Source organism: Novosphingobium sp. 32-60-15, assembly GCF_002280675.1.
GTDB lineage: Bacteria > Pseudomonadota > Alphaproteobacteria > Sphingomonadales > Sphingomonadaceae > Novosphingobium.
This window is the reverse complement of the sequence record NZ_NCEN01000005.1, coordinates 58,771-79,057: the sequence shown is the minus strand read 5'-3', so window position 1 is coordinate 79,057 and position 20,287 is coordinate 58,771. Positions and strand designations below refer to the sequence as shown.

20 protein-coding genes are annotated in these 20,287 nt (G+C 58.9%); 11 read left to right on the top strand and 9 right to left on the bottom strand.

Annotated features, from left to right (window positions below):
- Complete coding sequence (locus tag B7Y89_RS05870; RefSeq protein ID WP_292936672.1) at positions 1-1,386, bottom strand: TIGR03013 family XrtA/PEP-CTERM system glycosyltransferase; 1,386 nt, start codon at positions 1,384-1,386, stop codon at positions 1-3.
- A 238-nt stretch (positions 1,387-1,624) separates the two neighbouring features.
- On the opposite strand from B7Y89_RS05870, the gene B7Y89_RS05865 reads away from it, so the two are divergent.
- Positions 1,625-3,934 carry a patatin-like protein gene (locus tag B7Y89_RS05865; RefSeq protein WP_292936670.1) on the top strand — a complete coding sequence of 770 codons (2,310 nt, stop codon included), beginning with the start codon at positions 1,625-1,627 and terminating at the stop codon, positions 3,932-3,934.
- Between the two features lie 148 nt (positions 3,935-4,082).
- On the opposite strand, the gene dnaJ is transcribed toward B7Y89_RS05865, so the two are convergent.
- Positions 4,083-5,225: a molecular chaperone DnaJ gene (dnaJ, locus tag B7Y89_RS05860; RefSeq protein ID WP_292936668.1), complete on the bottom strand. Its 1,143-nt coding sequence runs from the start codon at positions 5,223-5,225 to the stop codon at positions 4,083-4,085.
- Positions 5,226-5,297: 72 nt separating this feature from the next.
- Positions 5,298-7,208, bottom strand: coding sequence for a molecular chaperone DnaK (dnaK, locus tag B7Y89_RS05855; protein WP_292936666.1), 1,911 nt, complete (start codon positions 7,206-7,208; stop codon positions 5,298-5,300).
- Between the two features lie 168 nt (positions 7,209-7,376).
- Here dnaK and B7Y89_RS05850 point away from each other — a divergent pair, with 168 nt between their 5' ends.
- The 3 genes from B7Y89_RS05850 (at position 7,377) to B7Y89_RS05840 (ending at position 8,859) form a co-directional block, all read left to right on the top strand.
- Entirely contained in the window at positions 7,377-7,919 is a 543-nt protein-coding gene (locus tag B7Y89_RS05850; protein WP_292936664.1) for a copper chaperone PCu(A)C, read from the top strand.
- 65 nt (positions 7,920-7,984) lie between these two features.
- A complete protein-coding gene (locus B7Y89_RS05845) occupies positions 7,985-8,410 on the top strand; it encodes a vgr related protein (protein ID WP_292936662.1) in 426 nt (141 codons plus the stop codon).
- Positions 8,411-8,433: 23 nt separating this feature from the next.
- Entirely contained in the window at positions 8,434-8,859 is a 426-nt protein-coding gene (locus B7Y89_RS05840; protein WP_292936660.1) for a hypothetical protein, read from the top strand.
- Here B7Y89_RS05840 and B7Y89_RS05835 read toward each other — a convergent pair whose 3' ends face one another.
- Positions 8,860-9,120, bottom strand: coding sequence for a YMGG-like glycine zipper-containing protein (locus B7Y89_RS05835; RefSeq protein ID WP_292936658.1), 261 nt, complete (start codon positions 9,118-9,120; stop codon positions 8,860-8,862).
- Positions 9,121-9,382: 262 nt separating this feature from the next.
- Here B7Y89_RS05835 and B7Y89_RS05830 point away from each other — a divergent pair, with 262 nt between their 5' ends.
- Positions 9,383-9,964 (top strand): cysteine hydrolase, encoded by a 582-nt coding sequence (locus tag B7Y89_RS05830; RefSeq protein ID WP_292936656.1) that lies wholly within the window; start codon positions 9,383-9,385, stop codon positions 9,962-9,964.
- Between the two features lie 34 nt (positions 9,965-9,998).
- Here B7Y89_RS05830 and grpE read toward each other — a convergent pair whose 3' ends face one another.
- Together grpE and hrcA are read right to left on the bottom strand one after the other, a co-directional pair.
- Positions 9,999-10,559 (bottom strand): nucleotide exchange factor GrpE, encoded by a 561-nt coding sequence (gene grpE / locus B7Y89_RS05825; RefSeq protein WP_292936654.1) that lies wholly within the window; start codon positions 10,557-10,559, stop codon positions 9,999-10,001.
- On the bottom strand, positions 10,556-11,620 hold the full coding sequence (gene hrcA / locus B7Y89_RS05820; protein WP_292936652.1) for a heat-inducible transcriptional repressor HrcA: 1,065 nt from the start codon (positions 11,618-11,620) through the stop codon (positions 10,556-10,558). Before hrcA ends, grpE begins: the two co-directional genes overlap by 4 nt.
- 78 nt (positions 11,621-11,698) lie before the next feature.
- Between hrcA and rph the strand changes: the two genes are divergently transcribed.
- The 4 genes from rph to B7Y89_RS05800 all read left to right on the top strand — a co-directional run bounded on the left by rph (position 11,699) and on the right by B7Y89_RS05800 (position 15,188).
- Complete coding sequence (gene rph / locus B7Y89_RS05815) at positions 11,699-12,412, top strand: ribonuclease PH (protein WP_292936650.1); 714 nt, start codon at positions 11,699-11,701, stop codon at positions 12,410-12,412.
- 85 nt (positions 12,413-12,497) lie between these two features.
- A complete protein-coding gene (gene rdgB, locus B7Y89_RS05810; protein WP_292936648.1) occupies positions 12,498-13,124 on the top strand; it encodes an RdgB/HAM1 family non-canonical purine NTP pyrophosphatase in 627 nt (208 codons plus the stop codon).
- A 10-nt stretch (positions 13,125-13,134) separates the two neighbouring features.
- On the top strand, positions 13,135-14,286 hold the full coding sequence (gene hemW, locus B7Y89_RS05805) for a radical SAM family heme chaperone HemW (RefSeq protein ID WP_292936646.1): 1,152 nt from the start codon (positions 13,135-13,137) through the stop codon (positions 14,284-14,286).
- A complete protein-coding gene (locus B7Y89_RS05800; protein ID WP_292936644.1) occupies positions 14,283-15,188 on the top strand; it encodes a tyrosine recombinase XerC in 906 nt (301 codons plus the stop codon). The genes hemW and B7Y89_RS05800 overlap by 4 nt, the downstream gene beginning before the upstream one ends.
- Here B7Y89_RS05800 and B7Y89_RS05795 read toward each other — a convergent pair whose 3' ends face one another.
- From B7Y89_RS05795 to B7Y89_RS05785, 3 genes are all read right to left on the bottom strand, one after another.
- Positions 15,189-16,517 (bottom strand): HAMP domain-containing sensor histidine kinase, encoded by a 1,329-nt coding sequence (locus tag B7Y89_RS05795; RefSeq protein WP_292936768.1) that lies wholly within the window; start codon positions 16,515-16,517, stop codon positions 15,189-15,191. It lies immediately after the preceding gene.
- 90 nt (positions 16,518-16,607) lie between these two features.
- Positions 16,608-17,285: a response regulator transcription factor gene (locus tag B7Y89_RS05790; protein WP_292936643.1), complete on the bottom strand. Its 678-nt coding sequence runs from the start codon at positions 17,283-17,285 to the stop codon at positions 16,608-16,610.
- 101 nt (positions 17,286-17,386) lie between these two features.
- Positions 17,387-17,686, bottom strand: a complete 300-nt coding sequence (locus B7Y89_RS05785) for a PepSY domain-containing protein (RefSeq protein WP_292936641.1) — start codon at positions 17,684-17,686, stop codon at positions 17,387-17,389.
- A 110-nt stretch (positions 17,687-17,796) separates the two neighbouring features.
- On the opposite strand from B7Y89_RS05785, the gene B7Y89_RS05780 reads away from it, so the two are divergent.
- Both B7Y89_RS05780 and B7Y89_RS05775 read left to right on the top strand, forming a co-directional pair.
- Entirely contained in the window at positions 17,797-19,584 is a 1,788-nt protein-coding gene (locus B7Y89_RS05780; protein ID WP_292936639.1) for an ATP-binding cassette domain-containing protein, read from the top strand.
- Positions 19,585-19,713: 129 nt separating this feature from the next.
- The gene (locus tag B7Y89_RS05775) at positions 19,714-20,286 is read left to right on the top strand and encodes a helix-turn-helix transcriptional regulator (RefSeq protein WP_292936637.1); all 573 of its coding nucleotides are present in this window, start codon (positions 19,714-19,716) and stop codon (positions 20,284-20,286) included.
- Position 20,287 lies beyond the last annotated feature (1 nt).

Below are 20,287 nucleotides of genomic sequence, written 5' to 3'. Positions count from 1 at the left end.
TCAGCGCGCGCCTTCGTGCCACAGCACGACGCGCAAGGTTTGCAACAGGATCAACAGATCAAGGAAAGGCGTGTAGTTTTTGGCGTAATAGAGATCGTATTCAAGCTTGTGCCGCGAATCCTCCAGCGATGCGCCGTAAGGATAGTTGATTTGCGCCCAGCCGGTGATGCCCGGTTTGACCATATGGCGTTCGGCGTAATAGGGCAGTTCATCTTCCAGGCTCGCGACAAATTCAGGCCGTTCAGGGCGCGGGCCGACAAAGCTCATCTTTCCTGTCAGCACTGTCCACGTTTGTGGCAATTCGTCGATGCGCAGTTGGCGGATCAAACGGCCAATTCTCGTCACACGCGGGTCATTTTCCTGCGCAAACTGGGCTCCGTTAACCTCGGCATCCGTGCGCATGGAACGCAGCTTGATCACATCAAACGTCTCACCATACAGACCCACTCGGGTCTGGCGGAAAAACGCTGGGCCTTTGCTGTCAAGCTTCACCAGGATCGCAAACAGCACGATCACCGGCAGCGTTAGAACCAGCAGGAGCAAGCTGGCGGCAATATCAAACAGACGCTTTGACACGCTGGAAATGGCGCGGCCCGATGAAAAGCCGTCCGAGAAAATAAGCCAGCTTGGGTTGACGGTATCAAGATCGACCCGCCCCGTCTCACGTTCCATGAATGTCGAGAAGTCGTTGACGTGAACGCCAGTGGTCTTGATCCGCAGCAGGTCTTTCAGCGGCAAGGCATTGCGGCGCTCTTCCAGCGCCAGAACCACTTCGCTGACGCCAAGATTTTCGACATAGCGTGTCAGGTTGTTGATCGCATCGCGGTGGATCGCCTCAATCACAACCGGCGCAACGCTGCTCATGCCGATATAGCCGACAATCGCAAAACCGGCTTCGGGCCGTTCCCCCAGCTTGCGCAAACGTTCGGCCCGCGCACCGGCACCCAGCACCAACACGCGCCTACGGAACGCGGCTGTCCCCAGCAAGCCACCCAGCAGCAGGCGGATCATCACCAATGACCCCATCGCGAGGAACATCGCGTAGAGCAGATTTGAACGCCACAGCGTGCGGCCCGGCAGCAGGAAATAGACCACGGACAGCGCGATGATCCCAAGGCTGACCGCAACAAGCAATCGCGCGGTGGCATAGCGCATGGAACGCAGCGCTTCCGAACCATAGACCCCGACGGCAATCATCGCCGTTTGGACCAATGCCGCAAACATCAACAGCGGCGTCATGCGCATGGGCACCAGCCCCGGATCCATCCCGATCTGGTGTGCCCGCACTTGCCAGCCCACCTCGCCAGCACCGACCAGAAGGATAAAGTCCAGCAGCCCCAGTAACAGGACTGAATGCGGGATATAATGTTTGAACAAGCGGATCATTGCACCGGCGCTCGATACCCCTGGCAGACCCGGATTGGGTCAAATCGAATTCCGCTCTAGGGACAAAGGGTAAAGCGTCGGTTACTCTGACAATTCTCAAGACAGGCCAATTTGCAACATTGTTGTTTATTTACAATATTTTACTTATTTTTCTTGAATTCTATTGTCGGATGATTTTACATCTCCCAAGCGCAAATCTTGCTGGCAGACACCCGTGATCCCTGCCATGAAGGTTCTCATGCGGCAGAAAGAATTGCGCACCGCACTCGTCTGCTACGGCGGCATCAGCCTCGCAGTGTACATGCACGGCGTGACCAAAGAGCTATGGCATGCCACGCGTGCCAGTCGCGCTTTCCATTCCCCGTTGAACGAAACCAGCACCGGCGTCGAGGCGGTCTACCTTCGCCTGTTCGAAGAAATTGCCTCAACCCGCGAATTGCGCCTGCGTTTGCTGCCCGACATTATCTCGGGCGCAAGCGCTGGCGGGATAAATGGCGTATTCCTCGCCCAAGCCATCGCTACCGGACAAAGCCTTGAACCATTGACCGCGATGTGGCTGGAACGCGCAGACATTGACGTGTTGCTTGATCCGGACGCCAAACCATGGGGCCGTTTTGCCAAGTTCTGGGCGCAACCGCTGGTCTGGTTCGTGTTGAAGCGCCCCGGCAATGTCGTCAGCAGCACAGTCGCCCCGCAGACCCGGTCCGAAGTGCGCCGCAAGGTCTCGCGCTTGATCCGCGCACGATGGTTTGCCCCGCCATTCAGCGGCATCGGATTTTCAAGAATGATCGCCGACGCGCTTGATGCCATGGCATCGAGTTCTGAAGGCGGCCCCTTGCTACCTGATGGTCACCCGATTGACCTTCTGGTCACGGCAACCGACTTTAACGGGCACCTTGAAGAAATTTGCCTGAACAGCCCTCCCGTCGTGGTGGAAAGCGAGCATCGCCTGTCAATCGCCTTTCGCCATACCGCTGACAGCAAACAGCCCGGAGGCCTTGCATCCGCGCCCGAACTGGTCCTAGCTGCGCGGTCTACCGCCAGCTTCCCCGGTGCATTTCCGCCGCTGTTGATTGAAGAAATCGACCAGCTTGTGCAGGAACGCGGAACAATCTGGACCGGGCGTAACCAGTTCCTTGAACGGATAATGCCCAGCCAGTGGAAGCGCGGCCATATTGACAGCGTGGCGTTGATTGATGGCGCGGTTCTGGTCAACCGCCCCTTTGCCCAGGCGATCAGCGTGTTGCGGGACCGACCTGCGCGGCGCGAGGTTGACCGCCGCTTCGTCTATATTGATCCCAGCCCGGATCACATGCGCATCAGCCGCAAAGGCGGCCGGACTATCGGCTTCTTTTCAGCGATCTTCGGCTCGCTCTCGTCCATACCGCGTGAACAACCCATCCGCGACAATCTTGAAGCACTTGAACGCCAATCGCGCCAACGCGCACGGCTGCGCCTCATTGTCGAGGCGTTGCGACCAGAGATTGAAGAAACCGTCGAAAGCTTGTTCGGGCGCACTTTATTCTTTGATCGCCCATCTGCCCGCCGATTGACGGCGTGGCGGCACAAGGCACAGCAATCCGCTGCCGAACGCGCAGGCTTTGCTTTCCACAGCTATGCCCAAACCAAGTTGGCGGGGATCGTCACCAGCTTGGCCGAACTGGTCCACGATGCAGCGCCCCAGACCGCATCGGCTGGCAAAATTGAGGCCATTCTTTGGGCGCACTTGGCGCAAAGCGGGCTTGATCACCTTTCCGCCTTGCGCGGGGGGGCAACCGAACAGGCCATCGCGTTCTTTCGAACGCATGACATCGCCTTCCGCATTCGCCGCCTCAAACTGCTTGCCCGCCGGTTGACCCACGAATGGGAGGGCAGCGACGACATCAGCCCCGCCGCGCGCGAAGTTGCACGAGATGCCGTTTACCGTGCCCAGGCTTTGTATCAGGGCCGCGAAACTGCCGAAGGATTGGGGCCGGGCTTTGCTGAAACCGCCGCCGTCGTCATGGTGGATCCCGGCGCCGTACTGGCCGCCATCGCCGCCCGTCGTGACTTGATCGGGCTTGATCTACAGGTCGATACCATACTCGTCACAGCGCTGGATTGCATGGACAAGCCGCTGCGCCGCCGTTTCTTGCACGCCTATCTCGGCTTTCCATTCTACGATATTGCCACTCTGCCCTTGCTTCAAGGCGAAGGTTTGAACGAATTTGATTCGGTCAAAGTCGACCGCATTTCACCCGATGACGCGACGTCGATCCGAAAGGGCGGCACTTTGGCCTGCCTTCGGGGGGTCGAATTCTTCAACTTTGGCGCATTTTTCAGCCGCGCCTATCGTGAAAACGATTACCTTTGGGGCCGTTTGCACGGGGCGGAGCGGATGATCGATCTTATCGTATCAACCGTAGAAGTGCCGCTTCCCGACGCGGTTATCCGTACCTTTAAACGCGACGCCTTCTTGGCCATTCTGGACGAAGAGCAAGGCCGATTGGTGGCTGAACCGGGTTTGATAGACCGGCTGCGCGCAGAAGTTGTCGCCGCGTTCGAGTGATGTTCGGAGAAGGAAAGCAGGCTTCCTGCAAAGACGCGAAGATGGCCGGGTCAGAACTATTTGTCAGGCACCACTTACGCATTGCGTAAGGTAACTTTGCCAAAAGTGTGACCGCTTTGCATCCTCGCGCCTTTGCGCCAAGCAGATGTTACTCTGTCAAATCTGTCCAAGCGTCTTTGATCCGGTCAAAGAAACCCTTTGACTGCGGGCATTCCTCGCCAGTTTCAGTCGCCTGAAACTCGCGCAGGATTTCCTTCTGACGGGCAGAAAGCTTGCTTGGTGTCTCGACCTGAATTTCCACAACCAGATCACCGACACCGCGCCCTTGCAGGACGGGCATGCCCGCGCCGCGTTTGCGCAATTGTTTGCCCGATTGAATGCCTGCAGGAATTTCAATCGTGTGAACCCGGCCATCCATGCCCGGAATCTCAACCTCTCCCCCCAGCGCAGCCTTGGTGAAGCTGATCGGGCAGCGTGTCAGCAGCGTCGTGCCATCGCGCTCAAACATGGCGTGGCGTTGAACATGCAGGAAAATATACAAGTCGCCTGCGGGCGAACCGAACGGCCCCGCCTCACCCTTTCCGGCCAGACGAATGCGCGTGCCGTTGTCGACACCGGCAGGAATATTGACTGCAAGCTTCTGCTCGGCATCAACCCGGCCTTCGCCGCGGCAGCTCTTGCAGGGTGATTCAATAATTTCACCACGACCGTGGCAGGTTGGACATGGCCGCTCCACCATGAAGAAGCCCTGCTGTGCGCGAACCTTTCCATGCCCTTTGCACAAGTTGCAGCGCCGCGCCGATGTGCCGGGCGTTGCCCCCGAACCACCACATGGATCGCACGTTTGTGAAACTTCAACCGCTATTTCGGCGTCTTTGCCATGGAACGCATCTTCGAGCGTGATCTCCATGTCATAGCGCAAATCGGCACCACGACGGGCCTGCTGGCGACCACCACCACCGCCGAAACCACCGCCAAAGATCGTTTCGAAGATATCGCCGATGTCGCCGAAGTCTCCGCCACCAAAGCCGCCGCCACCGCCGGGATTACCGCCGCCGCCTTGCTGGAACGCAGCATGGCCAAAGCGGTCATAGGCCGCCCGCTTCTGCGGATCAGACAGGCAGGCATACGCCTCGTTGATCTGCTTGAATTTCGCTTCGGATTCAGCGCAGCCCGGATTTTTATCCGGATGATGCACCATCGCCAACTTGCGATAGGCGGATTTCAGCACCTTATCGTCGGCGGTCCGCTCTACTTGAAGCAATTCGTAAAAGTCGATTTCGGTCGACATTGCGTTTCCCTGACAAATAAAGACCCGCCGCTAGCGCGCCTGCGCAAGCGACGGGTCTGGTTCATCGCAACATCACTTGGTGTCGTCGACTTCCGAGAACTCGGCGTCGACCACATCGTCATCAGCCTTGGCACCGGCATCAGCGGCCGGAGAAGCACCAGTTGCCTGCTCCTTCTCATAGATCGCCTGGCCCATTTTCATGGCCTTGTCGGTCAATTCCTGCGTCTTGGCGGTCATTGCTTCAACATTGCCGCTTTCGACAGCGGTCTTGGCTTCGGCAATGGCTGCTTCGATCTCGGCCTTCAACGCGCCGTCGATCTTGTCGCCATTCTCTTCCAGTTGACGCTCGGTCGCGTGGATCAGGCTTTCGGCGTTGTTCTTCGCTTCTGCCTCGGCGCGGCGCTTCTTGTCCTCATCGGCAAACTTCTCGGCATCGCGGACCATCTGGTCGATGTCTGCGTCCGAAAGACCACCCGAGGCTTGGATGCGGATCTGCTGTTCCTTGCCCGTGCCCTTGTCCTTGGCCGATACGTTGACGATGCCGTTGGCGTCGATGTCGAACGTGACCTCGATCTGCGGCACACCACGGCGTGCAGGCGGGATACCGACCAGATCGAACTGGCCAAGCATCTTGTTGTCCTGCGCCATTTCGCGCTCACCCTGGAACACCCGGATCGTCACCGCCTGCTGATTGTCTTCGGCAGTCGAATAGACCTGGCTCTTCTTGGTCGGGATTGTCGTGTTGCGATCGATCATGCGCGTCATGATGCCGCCCAGCGTTTCAATGCCCAGCGAAAGCGGAGTCACGTCGAGCAGCAGCACGTCCTTGACGTCGCCCTGAAGCACGCCTGCCTGAATGGCAGCGCCCATGGCCACAACTTCGTCAGGGTTCACACCGGTGTGTGGTTCCTTGCCGAAGAAGTCCTTCACCACTTCGCGCACCTTGGGCATGCGGGTCATACCGCCAACCAGCACGACTTCATCAATGTCCTTGGCTGTAAGGCCAGCGTCCTGAAGCGCCTTCTTGCATGGATCAAGCGTACGCTGGATCAGGCCGGCAACCAGCTTTTCAAGGTCCGAACGCGTGATCGTTTCCACCAGATGGAGCGGCGTTGTTGCGCCACCTTCCATGCGGGCAGTGATGAACGGCAGGTTGATTTCGGTGGTCTGTGCCGAAGACAGTTCGATCTTCGCCTTTTCAGCCGCTTCCTTCAGGCGCTGCAGAGCAAGCTTGTCGCCGCGCAGGTCCATGTTTTCCTTGGCTTTGAACCGGTCAGCCAGATATTCGACGACAACCGTGTCAAAGTCTTCACCGCCCAGGAACGTGTCGCCGTTGGTCGATTTCACTTCGAACACGCCGTCGCCGATTTCCAGCACGGAAATATCGAACGTACCGCCACCAAGGTCATAAACCGCGATGGTCTTGCCGTCCTGCTTATCAAGGCCATAGGCCAGCGCAGCCGCGGTTGGCTCGTTGATGATGCGCAGCACTTCAAGACCGGCAATCTGTCCGGCATCCTTGGTCGCCTGACGTTGTGCGTCGTTGAAGTATGCTGGCACGGTGATCACAGCTTGCGTGACGGTCTCGCCAAGATAAGCCTCGGCGGTTTCCTTCATCTTTTGCAGCGTGAACGCGCTGATCTGCGAAGGGCTGTAGTCCTGGCCACCGGCCTTGACCCAAGCGTCGCCGTTCTTGCCCTTGGTGATCGTATAGGGGACGAGTTCCGTGTCCTTCTGGGTCAACGGATCGTCAAAGCGGCGGCCGATCAGGCGCTTTACCGCGAAAACTGTGTTGTCCGGATTGGTGACAGCCTGCCGCTTGGCCGGCTGGCCGATCAGACGCTCACCATCCTTGGTGAATGCGACAATCGACGGTGTGGTGCGCGCACCTTCCGAATTTTCAATAACCTTCGGCGTGCCGCCGTCCATCACTGCTACGCAGCTGTTGGTCGTGCCGAGATCGATACCGATTACTTTAGCCATGGTTTCCCCATTTCCTTCCAATCTGGACACCGCGAGGATGGATAGTCCCCCTGCCGGGCAGACCGCCGAACGCGGCTCGATTGACGGCGATATAGGTGCGGTTCTGCTTGGCACAAGGCCCCCGTACGCTTACCGGGTGAAGCAATTAGGCATGAGGAGTCGATGGTTATGCGCAATGGTGTGTTCGCGGGGCTTTCCGCGGTGGCTCTAATCCTGGGCGGATGCGGCGATAAATCCGATAGCCCCAGCGCTTCTGCCAGCCAATCTGCTGAAGCCACGCCAGAAAATGCGCCCGGAACCACAGTCAGCGATGCGATTGTCCGCCTGCCTGCCGTATCTGGATCACCAGGCGTTGCCTATTTCAACATCGCACAAGGCAGCGGGCCTGCGCGCAAAATCGCAGGCGTCTATGTCGAAGGCGTAGAACGCGCCGAAATGCACGAAACTGTGACCGAAAATGGCGTATCGTCCATGCGCCCGGCAAAGGATGTGCCACTTGAAGCAGGCAAAACCGCAGCGTTCAAACCCGGCGGCCTGCACATCATGCTGTTCGGTGTAGCCGATACACTCAAGGCTGGCGACACCACCGAAATCACGGTGACGCTCGATAATGGAGACAAGGTTAGCGCACCTGCCAAAATCGAAAGCATTGCTGGCGGTTCGGGTGACCATGATATGTCCGGCATGGACCATGACATGAGCAAAATGTGAAAGATGATGGCGCTCTTTGCCCACCCGGTTCGGAGCGCCCTCTAACCCCCGGCGAACGCTTGCTGGTGTCCGAGGTTTTCGGCGCAGCTATTGATCCCGACCCCGTCCGCATCCGCCGCCGACGCTGGTTCCCGTTCCAGCCGACCGGTACGGTCATGGCCCCGATGGGGCATATCCACTTCACGCCAGTCTGCTCGCGTTACACCGATGATTTTTCTTGCGCAGGACTATCCGACCAAGGCCTGTTCATTCACGAAATGGTGCACGTCTGGCAAACCCAGCAACGCGGACGGTGGTGGCTTCCGCTGATGCGACACCCCTTCTGCCGCTACAAATACACCTATCGCGAAGGCCAACCGTTCGACCGCTACGGCATCGAACAACAAGCCGAAATCATACGCCACTGGTTCATCGCAAAACGGGGCCATCCGTCACCGGATGCCCCGTCTGTGAAAGCGCTTGAATTGATTAATCCGTTTACGAATCGTTGATATTTTCCCGCCATTTTAGCGATATGGCTATTTCGGCATCTGATAACGCGCTGCATCTCTGGCGTAGTAAGACGATTGATGCATTTGCCCATGCAGAGGCTTCGGTTGACCTTCTCCTCCGTAAATCAAATACCTCCACCAAAACAGACATGTTCAGCGCCAAAATAGATGCCTTGCGCAAAGCGATGCCGAACTCTGCGATCGCTGAAGAGCGGAAAATCAAAATCGATCAGATGTTGGTCGAATTGATGGCGCTATTGCCATTGCGAAACGATATCGTGCACGCACCAATGATCATAGAAAGAGTCGGCGAAGGATCATTTGCAACCTTCGCCAACCCAAATTTTCAATGCAACTACTCAATTTACAAAAGAGTATTGCCTGCACCGCGTTTCCAAGCTCTCGCTACCAAGGTTGCTCAAGTCGCGAAGAGCCTCGAAGTTTCATAATCAGCAATTCACGCGATACTCATTGCCGTTGCGGTCGCGCGCATAGCAGCGATCCCCGTCCTTGCGGATTTGTGAACCGCCTGCTGCACCAACTGCGCCGCCGATAGCCGCACCTGTTGCAATATCACCGCCGGTCACTGCGCCAACACCAGCACCAACGACCGCGCCAAGCGCAGCACCTTCGCCGGTATAGTTGCGCGCGCAGCCACCCAGTGTGACGGCCGAACCCATGATAAGTGTTGCAATCATCATTCTGCGCATAATCGATCTCCAAGTTTCCCTCTCGACGGATGAAACGGCAAGATGTTCCGCAAGCTGCGACGAAGCGTTTCGTGGCTGCGTTTCTCCAGCCGCAATGCCGCGCATATGTGCAAGACGTCTGCGTGATCCGATGGCATCCTGAATTTCGGGAATCGGGAATGGAACCATGCCACACGCAGTCGATCACACCGCAATTCTGGCTCGCTTTGCAGGCGCTCGTGGCGGGACTGGAAATATCTTCAAGGATATCAATCCAAAGCATTTGGCGCATATCATCGTGGATATGCAGAACGGCTTCATGGAAGAAGGTGCCCCGGTTGAAGTACCGGTTGCCCGTAGCATCGTGGGCAACATCAACAGCATATCGGGCGCAATCCGCAAAAGCGGCGGCAAGAACATCTTCCTGCGCTACACAACTCCGCCAGCACAAGGCCCCGATTGGTCTAATTTCATGGTCCGTATGGGCGGCAATGCGCTTTCTCACCGTCAAGCCTTCACGCCCGGTGCCCATTATTGGCAGCTAGCAGATGATCTGGATGTCGATCCGGCTGACATGATCGTGGACAAGCATCGGTTTAGTGGCTTCACGCCCGGCACTTGTAGCCTGAATGAAATTCTCCAAGCCAATCAGATTGATACTGTGCTCATCTCAGGCACTTTGACAAACTGCTGCTGTGAAAGCACCGCAAGGGACGCCATGCAGCATAACTATCGCGTGCTGATCGCCGCTGATGCAAATGCTGCACTGTCCGATGAAGAACATGCTGCCACGTTGCACACGCTGTCGATGATTTTTGCTGATCTTTATTCAACAGACGAATTGGTGAGTCTGTTAGCGGAATAGAGCGCCCCCGCATTTGCAAGGGCGCTCCGTCCCTTTAGTCCGGCTTTTTGGCAACCGCTACCATCGCAGGGCGCAACAGACGGTCCTTGATCATGTAGCCTGCCTGCAATTCCGAAATCACGGTGCCCGGCTCAACGTCGGCAGACGGCATTTCGATCATCGCCTGATGCTGGTGCGGATCAAGCGGCATGCCCATGGCAGCGATGCGGATGATGCCGTGTGCGGCAAAAACCTTCTCAACCTCGCGTCCCGTCGCCTCAAGGCCCGCTACAAGGTTCTTGAACTTGTCATCCTCGCGCAATTCTGCCGGGATCGTCTCCAAAGCGCGAGCAAGGTTGTCTGCCACTGACAGCACATCGCGGGCAAAGCCGGTTGCGGCATAGGCGCGCGCGTCGGCAACGTCCTTTTCCATCCGGCGGCGCACGTTTTGCGTTTCGGCCTTGGCGTAGAGAATGTCCTGCTTGGCCGTCTCGAGATCCTCGCGCAGCCGCGTCAGTTCTTCATCGTTGGAAGGTTGGTCGATCATGTCCTCGGGCACACCCTTCAGTTCCGCCTCGATCTCTGCATCGGTTGGGCGTGTGTCGTTATCGCTCATTTTCTAGAAAACCCGTCTTGTCCGATAAATTTGCCCAATGTCTGGGCTGTGAAATCCACCATGGGGACGACTCGCGCATAATTCAACCGAGTCGGCCCGATTACTCCCACCACGCCAACCACGCGGCCATCGCCATCGCGCCACGGGGAAGCAATGACAGAAGAGCCCGATAGGGAGAACAACCGGTTTTCGCTACCGATAAAAATGCGTGTGGCCTGTGCCTCTCGCGCGGCATCCAGCACAGCGGCAATCGCTTCGGTGCTTTCCAATTCGTCCAGCAATTGCCGCACACGTTCAATGTCATGCAGCGCTGCGTCGTCAAGCAAGTTGGCCTGGCCTCGCACCACCAGAACGGGGCGCTGCGCTGCATCGAAACTCCACACGGCAAGCCCGCGCTCGACCAGACCGGCGCTTACCGCATCAAGTGCCGAGCGCCCGCCCGCGATTTCGGAGCGTACGACCGCCAACGCTTCGGCAAGTGTGCGGCCCATCAAACGGCTGGTAAGGTAATTACCAGCTTGCTCAAGTGCGGACGCGCCAACAGGCTCGGGCAAATCAATCACCCGGTTCTCGATCCCGCCATCTTCGCCCACCAACACGACAAGCGCGCGCAACGGAGACAAAGGCACAAATGATATCTGCGCAAGCCGGGGCTCTCGGCGCGGCACCATCACCACAGCCGCTCCTGCCGAAAGCTCGGACAGGGCAGAACTTGCCGCTGCCAGTGCATTTTCGATTGAACCGCCCGCCGTCAGCCCCCGCTCGATCTGTGCGCGCTCAATCGCAGTGGGTTCGGCCACTTGCATGATGCCATCGACAAACAGCCGCAGCCCCACTTCGGTCGGCATCCGCCCCGCGCTGGTATGCGGTGCCGCCAATAACCCGGCGTCCTGCAATTCCTGCAACACTGACCGGATCGAAGCGGGCGACAGGTTCACCGACCCGCTCCCGGCCAGCGCCTTTGATCCCATCGGATGACCGCTGGCGATATAGCCTTCCACCACAAGACGGAAAATCTCGCGGGCGCGGTCTGTCAAATCGGAGAGGGTGGGGCCGTTCATGATAACATTCTATTGACCGCTCTTGCAGGCGCAAGAGCAATGCGCCAGAGGCTTTGCCGAACTTTTAAGGGAAAACCCATGCGACCGTCAGGACGCGCGCCGGATGAAATGCGCGCTATCACTATTGAAACCGCTTTCACCAAACACGCTGAAGGGTCCGTCCTGATCGGCTTTGGCGATACCAAAGTGCTCGTCACCGCATCGGTTGAAGAGCGCGTACCACCTTTCATGCGCGGCAAAGGCGAAGGCTGGGTTACGGCCGAATATTCCATGCTTCCCCGCGCAACGCATACCCGCGGCAGCCGTGAAGCGGCCAAAGGCAAGCAATCGGGCCGCACACAGGAAATCCAGCGCTTGATCGGCCGTTCCTTGCGTGCGGTCACGGATATGAAGAAGCTGGGCGAACGCCAGATCACGCTGGATTGCGATGTGATTCAGGCCGATGGCGGCACCCGCACCGCGTCAATTTCGGGCGCATGGATTGCACTACGCCTCGCCGTGCAAGGCCTAATGGCCAGCGGCGCGATCAAGGATGACCCGCTAACCCGCAAGGTCGCCGCCATTTCCTGCGGTATCTACAAGGGCAATCCGGTCCTTGATCTTGATTACATCGAAGATTCCTCGGCCGATGCCGATGCCAACTTCGTGCTGATTGAAGGCGGCCACATTGCCGAAGTGCAGGCCACTGCCGAAGGCGCAACCTACGACGAAGAAGCCCTGCTCCGCCTCTTGCGCCTGTCGCGCATGGGCTGCGACCAGATCTTCGCCGCACAAGCCAAGGCCGTCGGCTAACCCGTCTGCCACACAACCCGTCATTCCGGTCTTCGCCGGGATGACGGAAGTTTGGTGGGCAAAAGCCCGACTTGAAGGAACTCTGATGTCCCGCCTTACCCCCGGCAAGCTTGTTATCGCCACGCACAACGCGGGCAAGCTCAAGGAAATTCAGGCCCTGCTCGCCCCTTATGGCATGGAATGCCTGTCAGCGGGCGCATTGGGCTTGGCCGAACCTGCCGAGACGGGCACCACCTTCATTGAAAACGCGCTCATCAAAGCGCAAGCAGCAGCCGAAGCGTCCCAGCTTCCATCGCTTGCCGATGATTCCGGCCTTTGCGTCGAGGCGCTTGGCGGCGCTCCCGGCGTCTACACCGCCGATTGGGCCGAAGCCGATACCTTCGAAGGTGGCCCCGGTCGTGATTGGTACATGGCCATGGGCAAAGTCGAAGGCAAACTGGCCGAGCTTGGCCCTGATATCTCGCGTCGCTGCCACTTCGCCTGTGTGCTTGCCATCGCATGGCCCGATGGTGCGCGCGCCGTTTATGAAGGCCACGCCCCGGGCGCGCTTACATGGCCCCCGCGTGGCATGCTCGGCTTCGGCTATGATCCGGTTTTTGTGCCCGTTGGTTATGACCGCACGTTTGCGGAACTTGACCCTGCTGAAAAGCACGAGATCAGCCACCGCGCCGATGCTTTCGCAAAGCTGGTAGCGGAGCAGTTTTCCGCTTAAGCCTTCTCGCATGGCGCTTGCACTTTACATCCACTGGCCGTTCTGTCTCGCAAAGTGCCCCTATTGCGATTTCAACAGTCACGTCCGCGAACGCACCGATGTCGAGGCGTGGCAGGCTGCCTTGCTGGCCGACATGCGCCACGAAGCCGCGTTAACACAGGGCAGGCCGCTCACCTCCATATTCTTCGGCGGCGGCACCCCATCATTGATGCCGCCAGCCCTTGTCGAAAGCCTGTTGATCGAGGCCGAGCGTCTTTGGGGTTTTGCCCCTGACATTGAGATCACACTGGAAGCCAATCCCAGTTCGGTTGAAGCCGCCAATTTTGCCGCGCTCGCCACAGCAGGGATCAATCGCGTTTCGCTCGGCCTGCAGGCACTGGACAACACCACTCTGAAATTTCTCGGACGGCTGCATGACGTCACGGAAAGTCTTTCCGCACTGGAGCTTGCACAACGCCTGTTCAGCCGCGTCAGCTTCGATCTCATCTATGCGCGCCCCGGCCATACGCCAGCAGCATGGGAGGCCGAACTCAGGCGTGCATTGGGTTTCGGAACCGGCCATCTGTCGCTCTATCAATTGACCATCGAACCCGGCACGCGCTTTGCCACCCTCGTTCGTGAAGGCAAACTTGCCCCGCTCAATGACGATGAAGCTGGCGATCTGTTCAATCTCACGCGTGACCTCACATCTGCTGCGGGCCTGCCTGCATATGAAACAAGCAACCACGCCCGCCCCGGCGAGGAAAGCCGCCACAACCTTACCTATTGGCGCTATCTGGACTATGTCGGCATTGGCCCGGGTGCACATGGCAGGCGGCTAGATATGGCCACGGTCCGCCACAAAAAGCCCGAAAATTACCTGCGGGTCAGTGCCGATCAGGGCCACGGCATTGCCGAAGCCCGCGCGCTCAGCCCATCCGATCAAGCCATGGAAGCGGTGCTGATGGGCTTGCGTCTGACCGAAGGCATCAACCCCGCACAACTCGCCGCCCGCTTCGGTTTTGCCGAGGCCCATTTGATCGATCCTGCCAAGCGCCAATTCTACACAAGCATTGGACATCTGGCAGGCTCACGATCAAATCTGCGTGTGACCGAACAAGGCGCGCCGCTGCTGGAAGCTTTGCTTGCCGAACTAGTGCCCGATGCACTCGTCAGCGCATGACTATTGCGGAAGTCCTTGAAGCATGGAACGCCTACCTCGCTCAATCCCGGCGTCGCTCCCCTCACACGGTCCGCGCCTATGCTGCTACCGCCGCGCGGCTGCTTCACACCCTGCCCGCCGGACAGACCTGGGCCACAATCGCCCGCCTCGACGCCGGAACCTTGCGCACGCATCTGGCTGAACGGCGTGCCGACGGCTTGGGCAATGTCTCGGCGGCGCGCGAACTTTCTGCGCTCAAAACTTTCATCGCATTTGCGCGTGAACAATCGGATGACCATCACGGATTGGGCGATCTTGGTCGCCCCCGCCTGCGCGGTCCTCGCGTCAAAAAAGGCCTGCCTCGTCCGATCACACCAGACGAAGCGGTCAACCTTGCCGAAACTGTAGCCGACGACGCCAGCCAGCCCTGGATCGCCGCGCGTGACCGCGCTGTGCTGCTGCTGCTTTATGGCGCGGGGATGCGCATTGCCGAAGCTCTCGCCCTTCCGGCCTCGGTCCTGCCTTTGGGTGAAACCATCATGATCACCGGCAAAGGCGGCCGCCAGCGCGTTATCCCGCTTTTGCCCATCGTGCGCGCAGGGGTTGAAGATTACATCCGGCAGTGTCCTTGGCCCTTGCCCAAAGACCAGCCGCTGTTCCGTGGCGCGAAAGGTGGGCCTTTGGCTCAAGGCATGGTCCAGCGCGCCGTCGCCCGCGCTCGCACGTTCCTTGGCCTGCCAGCCACAGCCACTCCCCACGCGCTGCGCCATTCCTTTGCCACACATCTACTAAGTGCGGGCGCTGACTTGCGGAGTTTGCAAGAACTGCTCGGCCACGCCAGCCTGTCTTCGACCCAGATCTATACGAAGGTTGATACAGCAACCCTGCTCGACGTTTATCGCAACGCCCACCCGCGCGCCTGACTATTTGCCCGCCCCCAGCGGTCTTGGCAGGCGAAGGACAGACATCAGCCCGCCCAGATCCTCACTCTCGCGCAGATCCACTGCGCCGCCGTAAATTTCGGCAACATCGCGCACGATGGCAAGGCCAAGCCCCGTCCCGGGTTTGCCGGTATCCAGTCGCGCGCCGCGATCAAAGATGCGTTCACGCTCCGCTTCCGGGATGCCCATGCCGTCATCTTCCACCCAGATCTCGCAGAACTTTGCGTCGTTGGGCACAGCATCAACCGTAATGAACACCGATCCGCCGCCGTACTTCGCAGCGTTTTCGATCAGATTTCCCAGTATTTCATCCAGATCCTGCCGCTCGATCGAAACCTCTGCCGCGCGGTTGCCATCCATATCCAACCGCACTTGCGGATAAAGCCGGGTTACTGCGCGTTCTACCGCCTCGACGCTTTCCCACACTTGCGCGCGTGACAGGCCCACCGCCCGCCGACCTACAGCCCGTGCCCGCGCCAAGTGGTGATCGACCTGCCGCCGCATCACAGCAGCTTCGCGGATCACGGTATCGGCAAGGTCATCGGCTTTGGCGGTGGCGGCGTTCATCACCACGGTCAGCGGTGTTTTCAACGCATGAGCGAGGTTACCTGCATGGGTTCGCGCCTCTTCAGCCTGCCGCTCGGAATGTTCGAGCAATGCATTCAATTCCTGCACCATCGGCTGCACTTCCAGCGGTAGCGGATCGTTCACACGGCTTGCCTCGCCCTCTCGCATCCGCGCAATCGCCTGCCGTACGCGGCGCAATGGCCCCAAACCGTAATAGGTCTGCAACCCTGCCATCACGAAAAGGCCCAGGCCCAGCACAAGAAACGACCAGATCAGGATCGCGCGAATACGCCTTATCTGCGCATTCAGTTCGCCCCGGCTGGCAGCAACCTGAAATTCCCATAACGTATTGGTGCCCGGCAGGATCACCGAACGCTTGATTATCCGCAGCGGTTCACCTTCAAACTGGTCGCTATCGGTAATCTTGGGATCGATGTTGTTCTGGTTCAGATTGCTAGTCAGTGACCGGTCCCACAAGGAACGCGACGGAAAGTCTTCGTGCCCCTGCCCCGAAATCTGCCAATACAGCCCGCTGTTCGGCTCCAGAAACCGCTGGTCACCCAAGGGCCGGTTGAAGAACACCTCACCGTCCGGTCCGATCTCTGCCGAGGCGACCATTGCCGTCAGCATATAACCAAGCTGTTCGTCAAAATTCCGCGTAATCAGGCCGGTCAGCGATTGATCCAGCGCCAGCCCGCCGCCCAGCAGCAGGACCGTGACCCAAGCCGATGCAATCAGCAGCATGCGACGCGCCAGCGACCCGGTGTGGGGCGCTGGCGTATCTATCGCCCGCTGCGACGGTGCATCTCTGGCAGGCCTGCTTTCGGCCACGGATTACCCCCGGCCGGGACCAGCCGGATCATCAAGGCTATAGCCAAGCCCGCGGATCGTGGTGATCACATCCGGCCCCAGCTTTTTGCGAATACGCGTGACGAAAACTTCAATCGTGTTCGAATCACGGTCAAAATCCTGATCGTAGATATGTTCGATCAGTTCCGTGCGGCTGACGACCTTGCCCTTGTGGTGCAGCAAATAGGACAAGAGCTTATACTCTTGCGCTGTCAACTTCACCGGCTCACCGTCAAGCGTGACGCGGCCCGAACGCGTATCAAGACGCACATCGCCCGCGGTCAATTCGGAAGATGAATTGCCCGATGCGCGGCGGATCAGCGCCCGCAAACGAGCAATCAGCTCTTCGGTCTGGAACGGCTTGGCCAGATAGTCATCTGCGCCAGCATCAAGGCCGGCAACCTTGTCCGACCATGAATCACGCGCGGTCAGTACCAGTACGGGAAATTTGCGGCCTTCCTTGCGCCACATGCCAAGCACGGTCAGCCCGTCAATCTCGGGCAAGCCAAGGTCGAGCACCACCGCGTCATATTCTTCGGTCGAGCCCATGAAGTGCCCGTCTTCGCCATCAACCGAAAGGTCGACCGCATAGCCGGTCTGTTCAAGCGTTGACTTGAGCTGTTTGCCGAGAGTTGGTTCATCCTCGACGATCAGGATGCGCATGGAAATCTGTCCCCTGCTGGACGCGACTGTCGCGCCGAACTTGAACAGCTAGATGGGGCTGCAAACATGAACGGTCAAGGAACTGCCGCGAAAGGTCCTGTTCAGCGAGATTCGCCAAGCACTTGCCCGGTCTTGGCATCGACATCGACAAACATCACGCGGCCATCCCGGATGAACTTCAACCGATAGACCATCGCCGAAGGGTCATATTCCGGCCCAAGGTACTGCATGCCCTGCTTTGTCGGCAGGACCCGGCGTTCAATATCGCGCAGCGAGCGCACCGCGCCCGATCGCAAATCGCGCCGAACCTCGTTCTGCTCGTCCGGTCGCTGTTGAGCGTGGGACACTGAGGGAAACGCGGTGGCCAGCAAGGCCGCAACAAAGGCAGGTGCATATCGCATGATGTCGGCATGCCTAACGGTGAAGCCTTGAACAAGCCGTGAATATACGAAGAGACATTCATTCAGGCAGGAGCGTTGCGCATTGGCGACAGCACAGCTAAGCGCACGCCATGGCAGCAGCACCGATCCTCAGTTGGGAAGGCCTTGGCCTTATCCAGGGCAATGGCTGGCTTTTCAGCGACCTCGACATTCACATCGGCCCGCGTGATCGCTTGGCGCTGATCGGCCGCAATGGTGCAGGCAAAACTACGCTGCTCAAATTGATCGGCGGGCAAGTCGAAGCCGACAAGGGTACCCGTTCGATCCAGCCCGGCACGCGCATTGTCACGCTGGAACAAGACCCGTTCTTCACCGGCTATGATACACTGATGGACTTTGCGCTTTCGGGTAAGGACGCTCCGCCCCGGCACGAAGTCGAAGCCATCGCCGGACAGCTTGGCATCGATCTGTCGCGCAAAGCCGATAGTGCCAGCGGGGGTGAACGCCGCCGGGCTGCGCTGGCGCGAGCCTTGGCCAGCGAGCCTGACTTGCTGCTGCTGGACGAGCCGACCAACCACCTTGATCTTGCAGCCATCGATTGGCTGGAAGACTGGCTGATGCGCTACAAGGGCGCGTTCGTGGTCATCAGCCATGACCGCACCTTCCTGGACCGGTTGACCAAGGCCACGCTTTGGCTTGATCGTGGCGCGCTGCGCCGCAAGGACATCGGTTTTGGCAGCTACGAAGCGTGGATGGAAACCGTCTATGCCGAAGAAGCCCGCGCGGCTGACAAACTTGACGCCAAGTTGAAGATCGAAGCCCACTGGCTGGAACGCGGCGTCACCGCGCGGCGCAAACGCAACCAGGGCCGCCTTGAAAAGTTGTGGGAGATGCGCGCCCAACGCGCCGCCATGCTTACCCCGCAAGGCACCGCAAAGCTCGCCATCGCCAGCGATGATGCCAAAAGCAAAGCCGTCATCGTTGCCGATCACGCCACCAAGTCTTTCGGGGATCGGCCCATCGTCAAAGACTTCACCCTGCGCATCACGCGCAAGGACCGGATTGGCGTGGTGGGGTCAAACGGCGCGGGCAAAACCACGCTGCTCAAACTGCTCACCGGCGAAATAGAACCTGACAGCGGCACAATCACGCTGGCCAAGACGCTGCAAGGTATCATGATTGACCAGCAGCGCAGCCTGATGGCCCCGGAAAAGCGCGTGCGCGATGTGCTGGCCGATGGCAGCGACTGGATTGACGTGCGCGGGGTGCGCAAACACATCCACGGCTATCTCAAAGACTTCCTGTTCGATCCCAACCTCGTCGAAGCGCGCATCGGCACGCTCTCGGGAGGCGAACGCTCACGTCTGCTGCTCGCCCGCGAATTTGCGCGGTTCTCGAACCTTTTGGTGCTTGATGAGCCGACCAACGATCTTGACCTTGAAACGCTCGATTTGTTGCAGGAAGTCATCTCTGACTACGATGGCACCGTGCTGATCGTCAGCCATGACCGTGATTTCCTTGATCGCACGGTCACGATCACGCTTGGCATGGATGGATCTGGCCGTGTCGATATCGTTGCAGGCGGCTATGCCGACTGGGAAAAGATGCGCAAGTCCCGCAATGCGGCAGGCGCAAAGGCTGCGGCAAAGCAGTCCCCTTCACCCATTGCCGCGCCACCGCCGCCCAAAAAGGGCAAGCTGACGTACAAAGACCAGCGCGATTACGAAATTCTGCCCAAGCGGATCGAGGAACTCGAAGCCGCTATCGTGAGCGGTGAAACCCAGTTGGCGGACCCGGACCTTTACAGCAAAGACCCCAAAAAGTTCGACGCGCTGATGGAAACCATCGCCAAAGCCCGTGCAGAAAAGGATGCTGCGGAAGAACGATGGCTGGAACTTGCAGAAATGGTCGAAGGCTGAGGCGGGTCGATCCGTCCCGGCCGATTGCATCTCTGCTTTCCGAATAATCGAGAAACACGCAAAGCCCTTGCCTCTCCTCAAACTTTGTAGGAAAGCAAAAAATCACCGTTCCGGTTAATGGGCCGCATTATGATCAATCGAATCCGCGATATCCGCCGTCAGAAAGGCCTGACATTGGCCGATGTTGCCACGCGCTGCGATCCGCCGACCACCGCGCAAACCATTGGCCGCCTTGAAACCGGAATGCGCAGCCTGTCGCTTGTCTGGATGAACCGGATTGGCGCCGCATTGGGCGTTGAACCGCAATTGCTGGTCAAAGCTGACGAGGAAACGCCCGCCCGTCTGGTCGCGCGCCTCAACGCCCAAGGTGCAGAAGCGCTCGCAAAGCCGATGGATGCCATCCTTCCCGTTGCACTTGATGGCTCGGCCCGTCTGATGGCCATGGCGGTCGATGCCAGCGCCGGTGAATACCGCGCAGGCGATCAGGTGTGGATCCGCCAGATCGAACCGGAGGACTTCGCCCGCGCCTTCAACCGCGATATCCTCGCCCCACGCCCCGGCGGACGCTTCGCCTTTGGAAGGCTGATCGATCAACGCGATGGCCGCATCGCCTTGCTTCCCCCCGGCGCAGGTCAGCGCCAGGTCATCATTGACCGGCCCGCATGGCTGGGCCTTGCCGAAATGCTCGTGCGAAAGCTTTGAC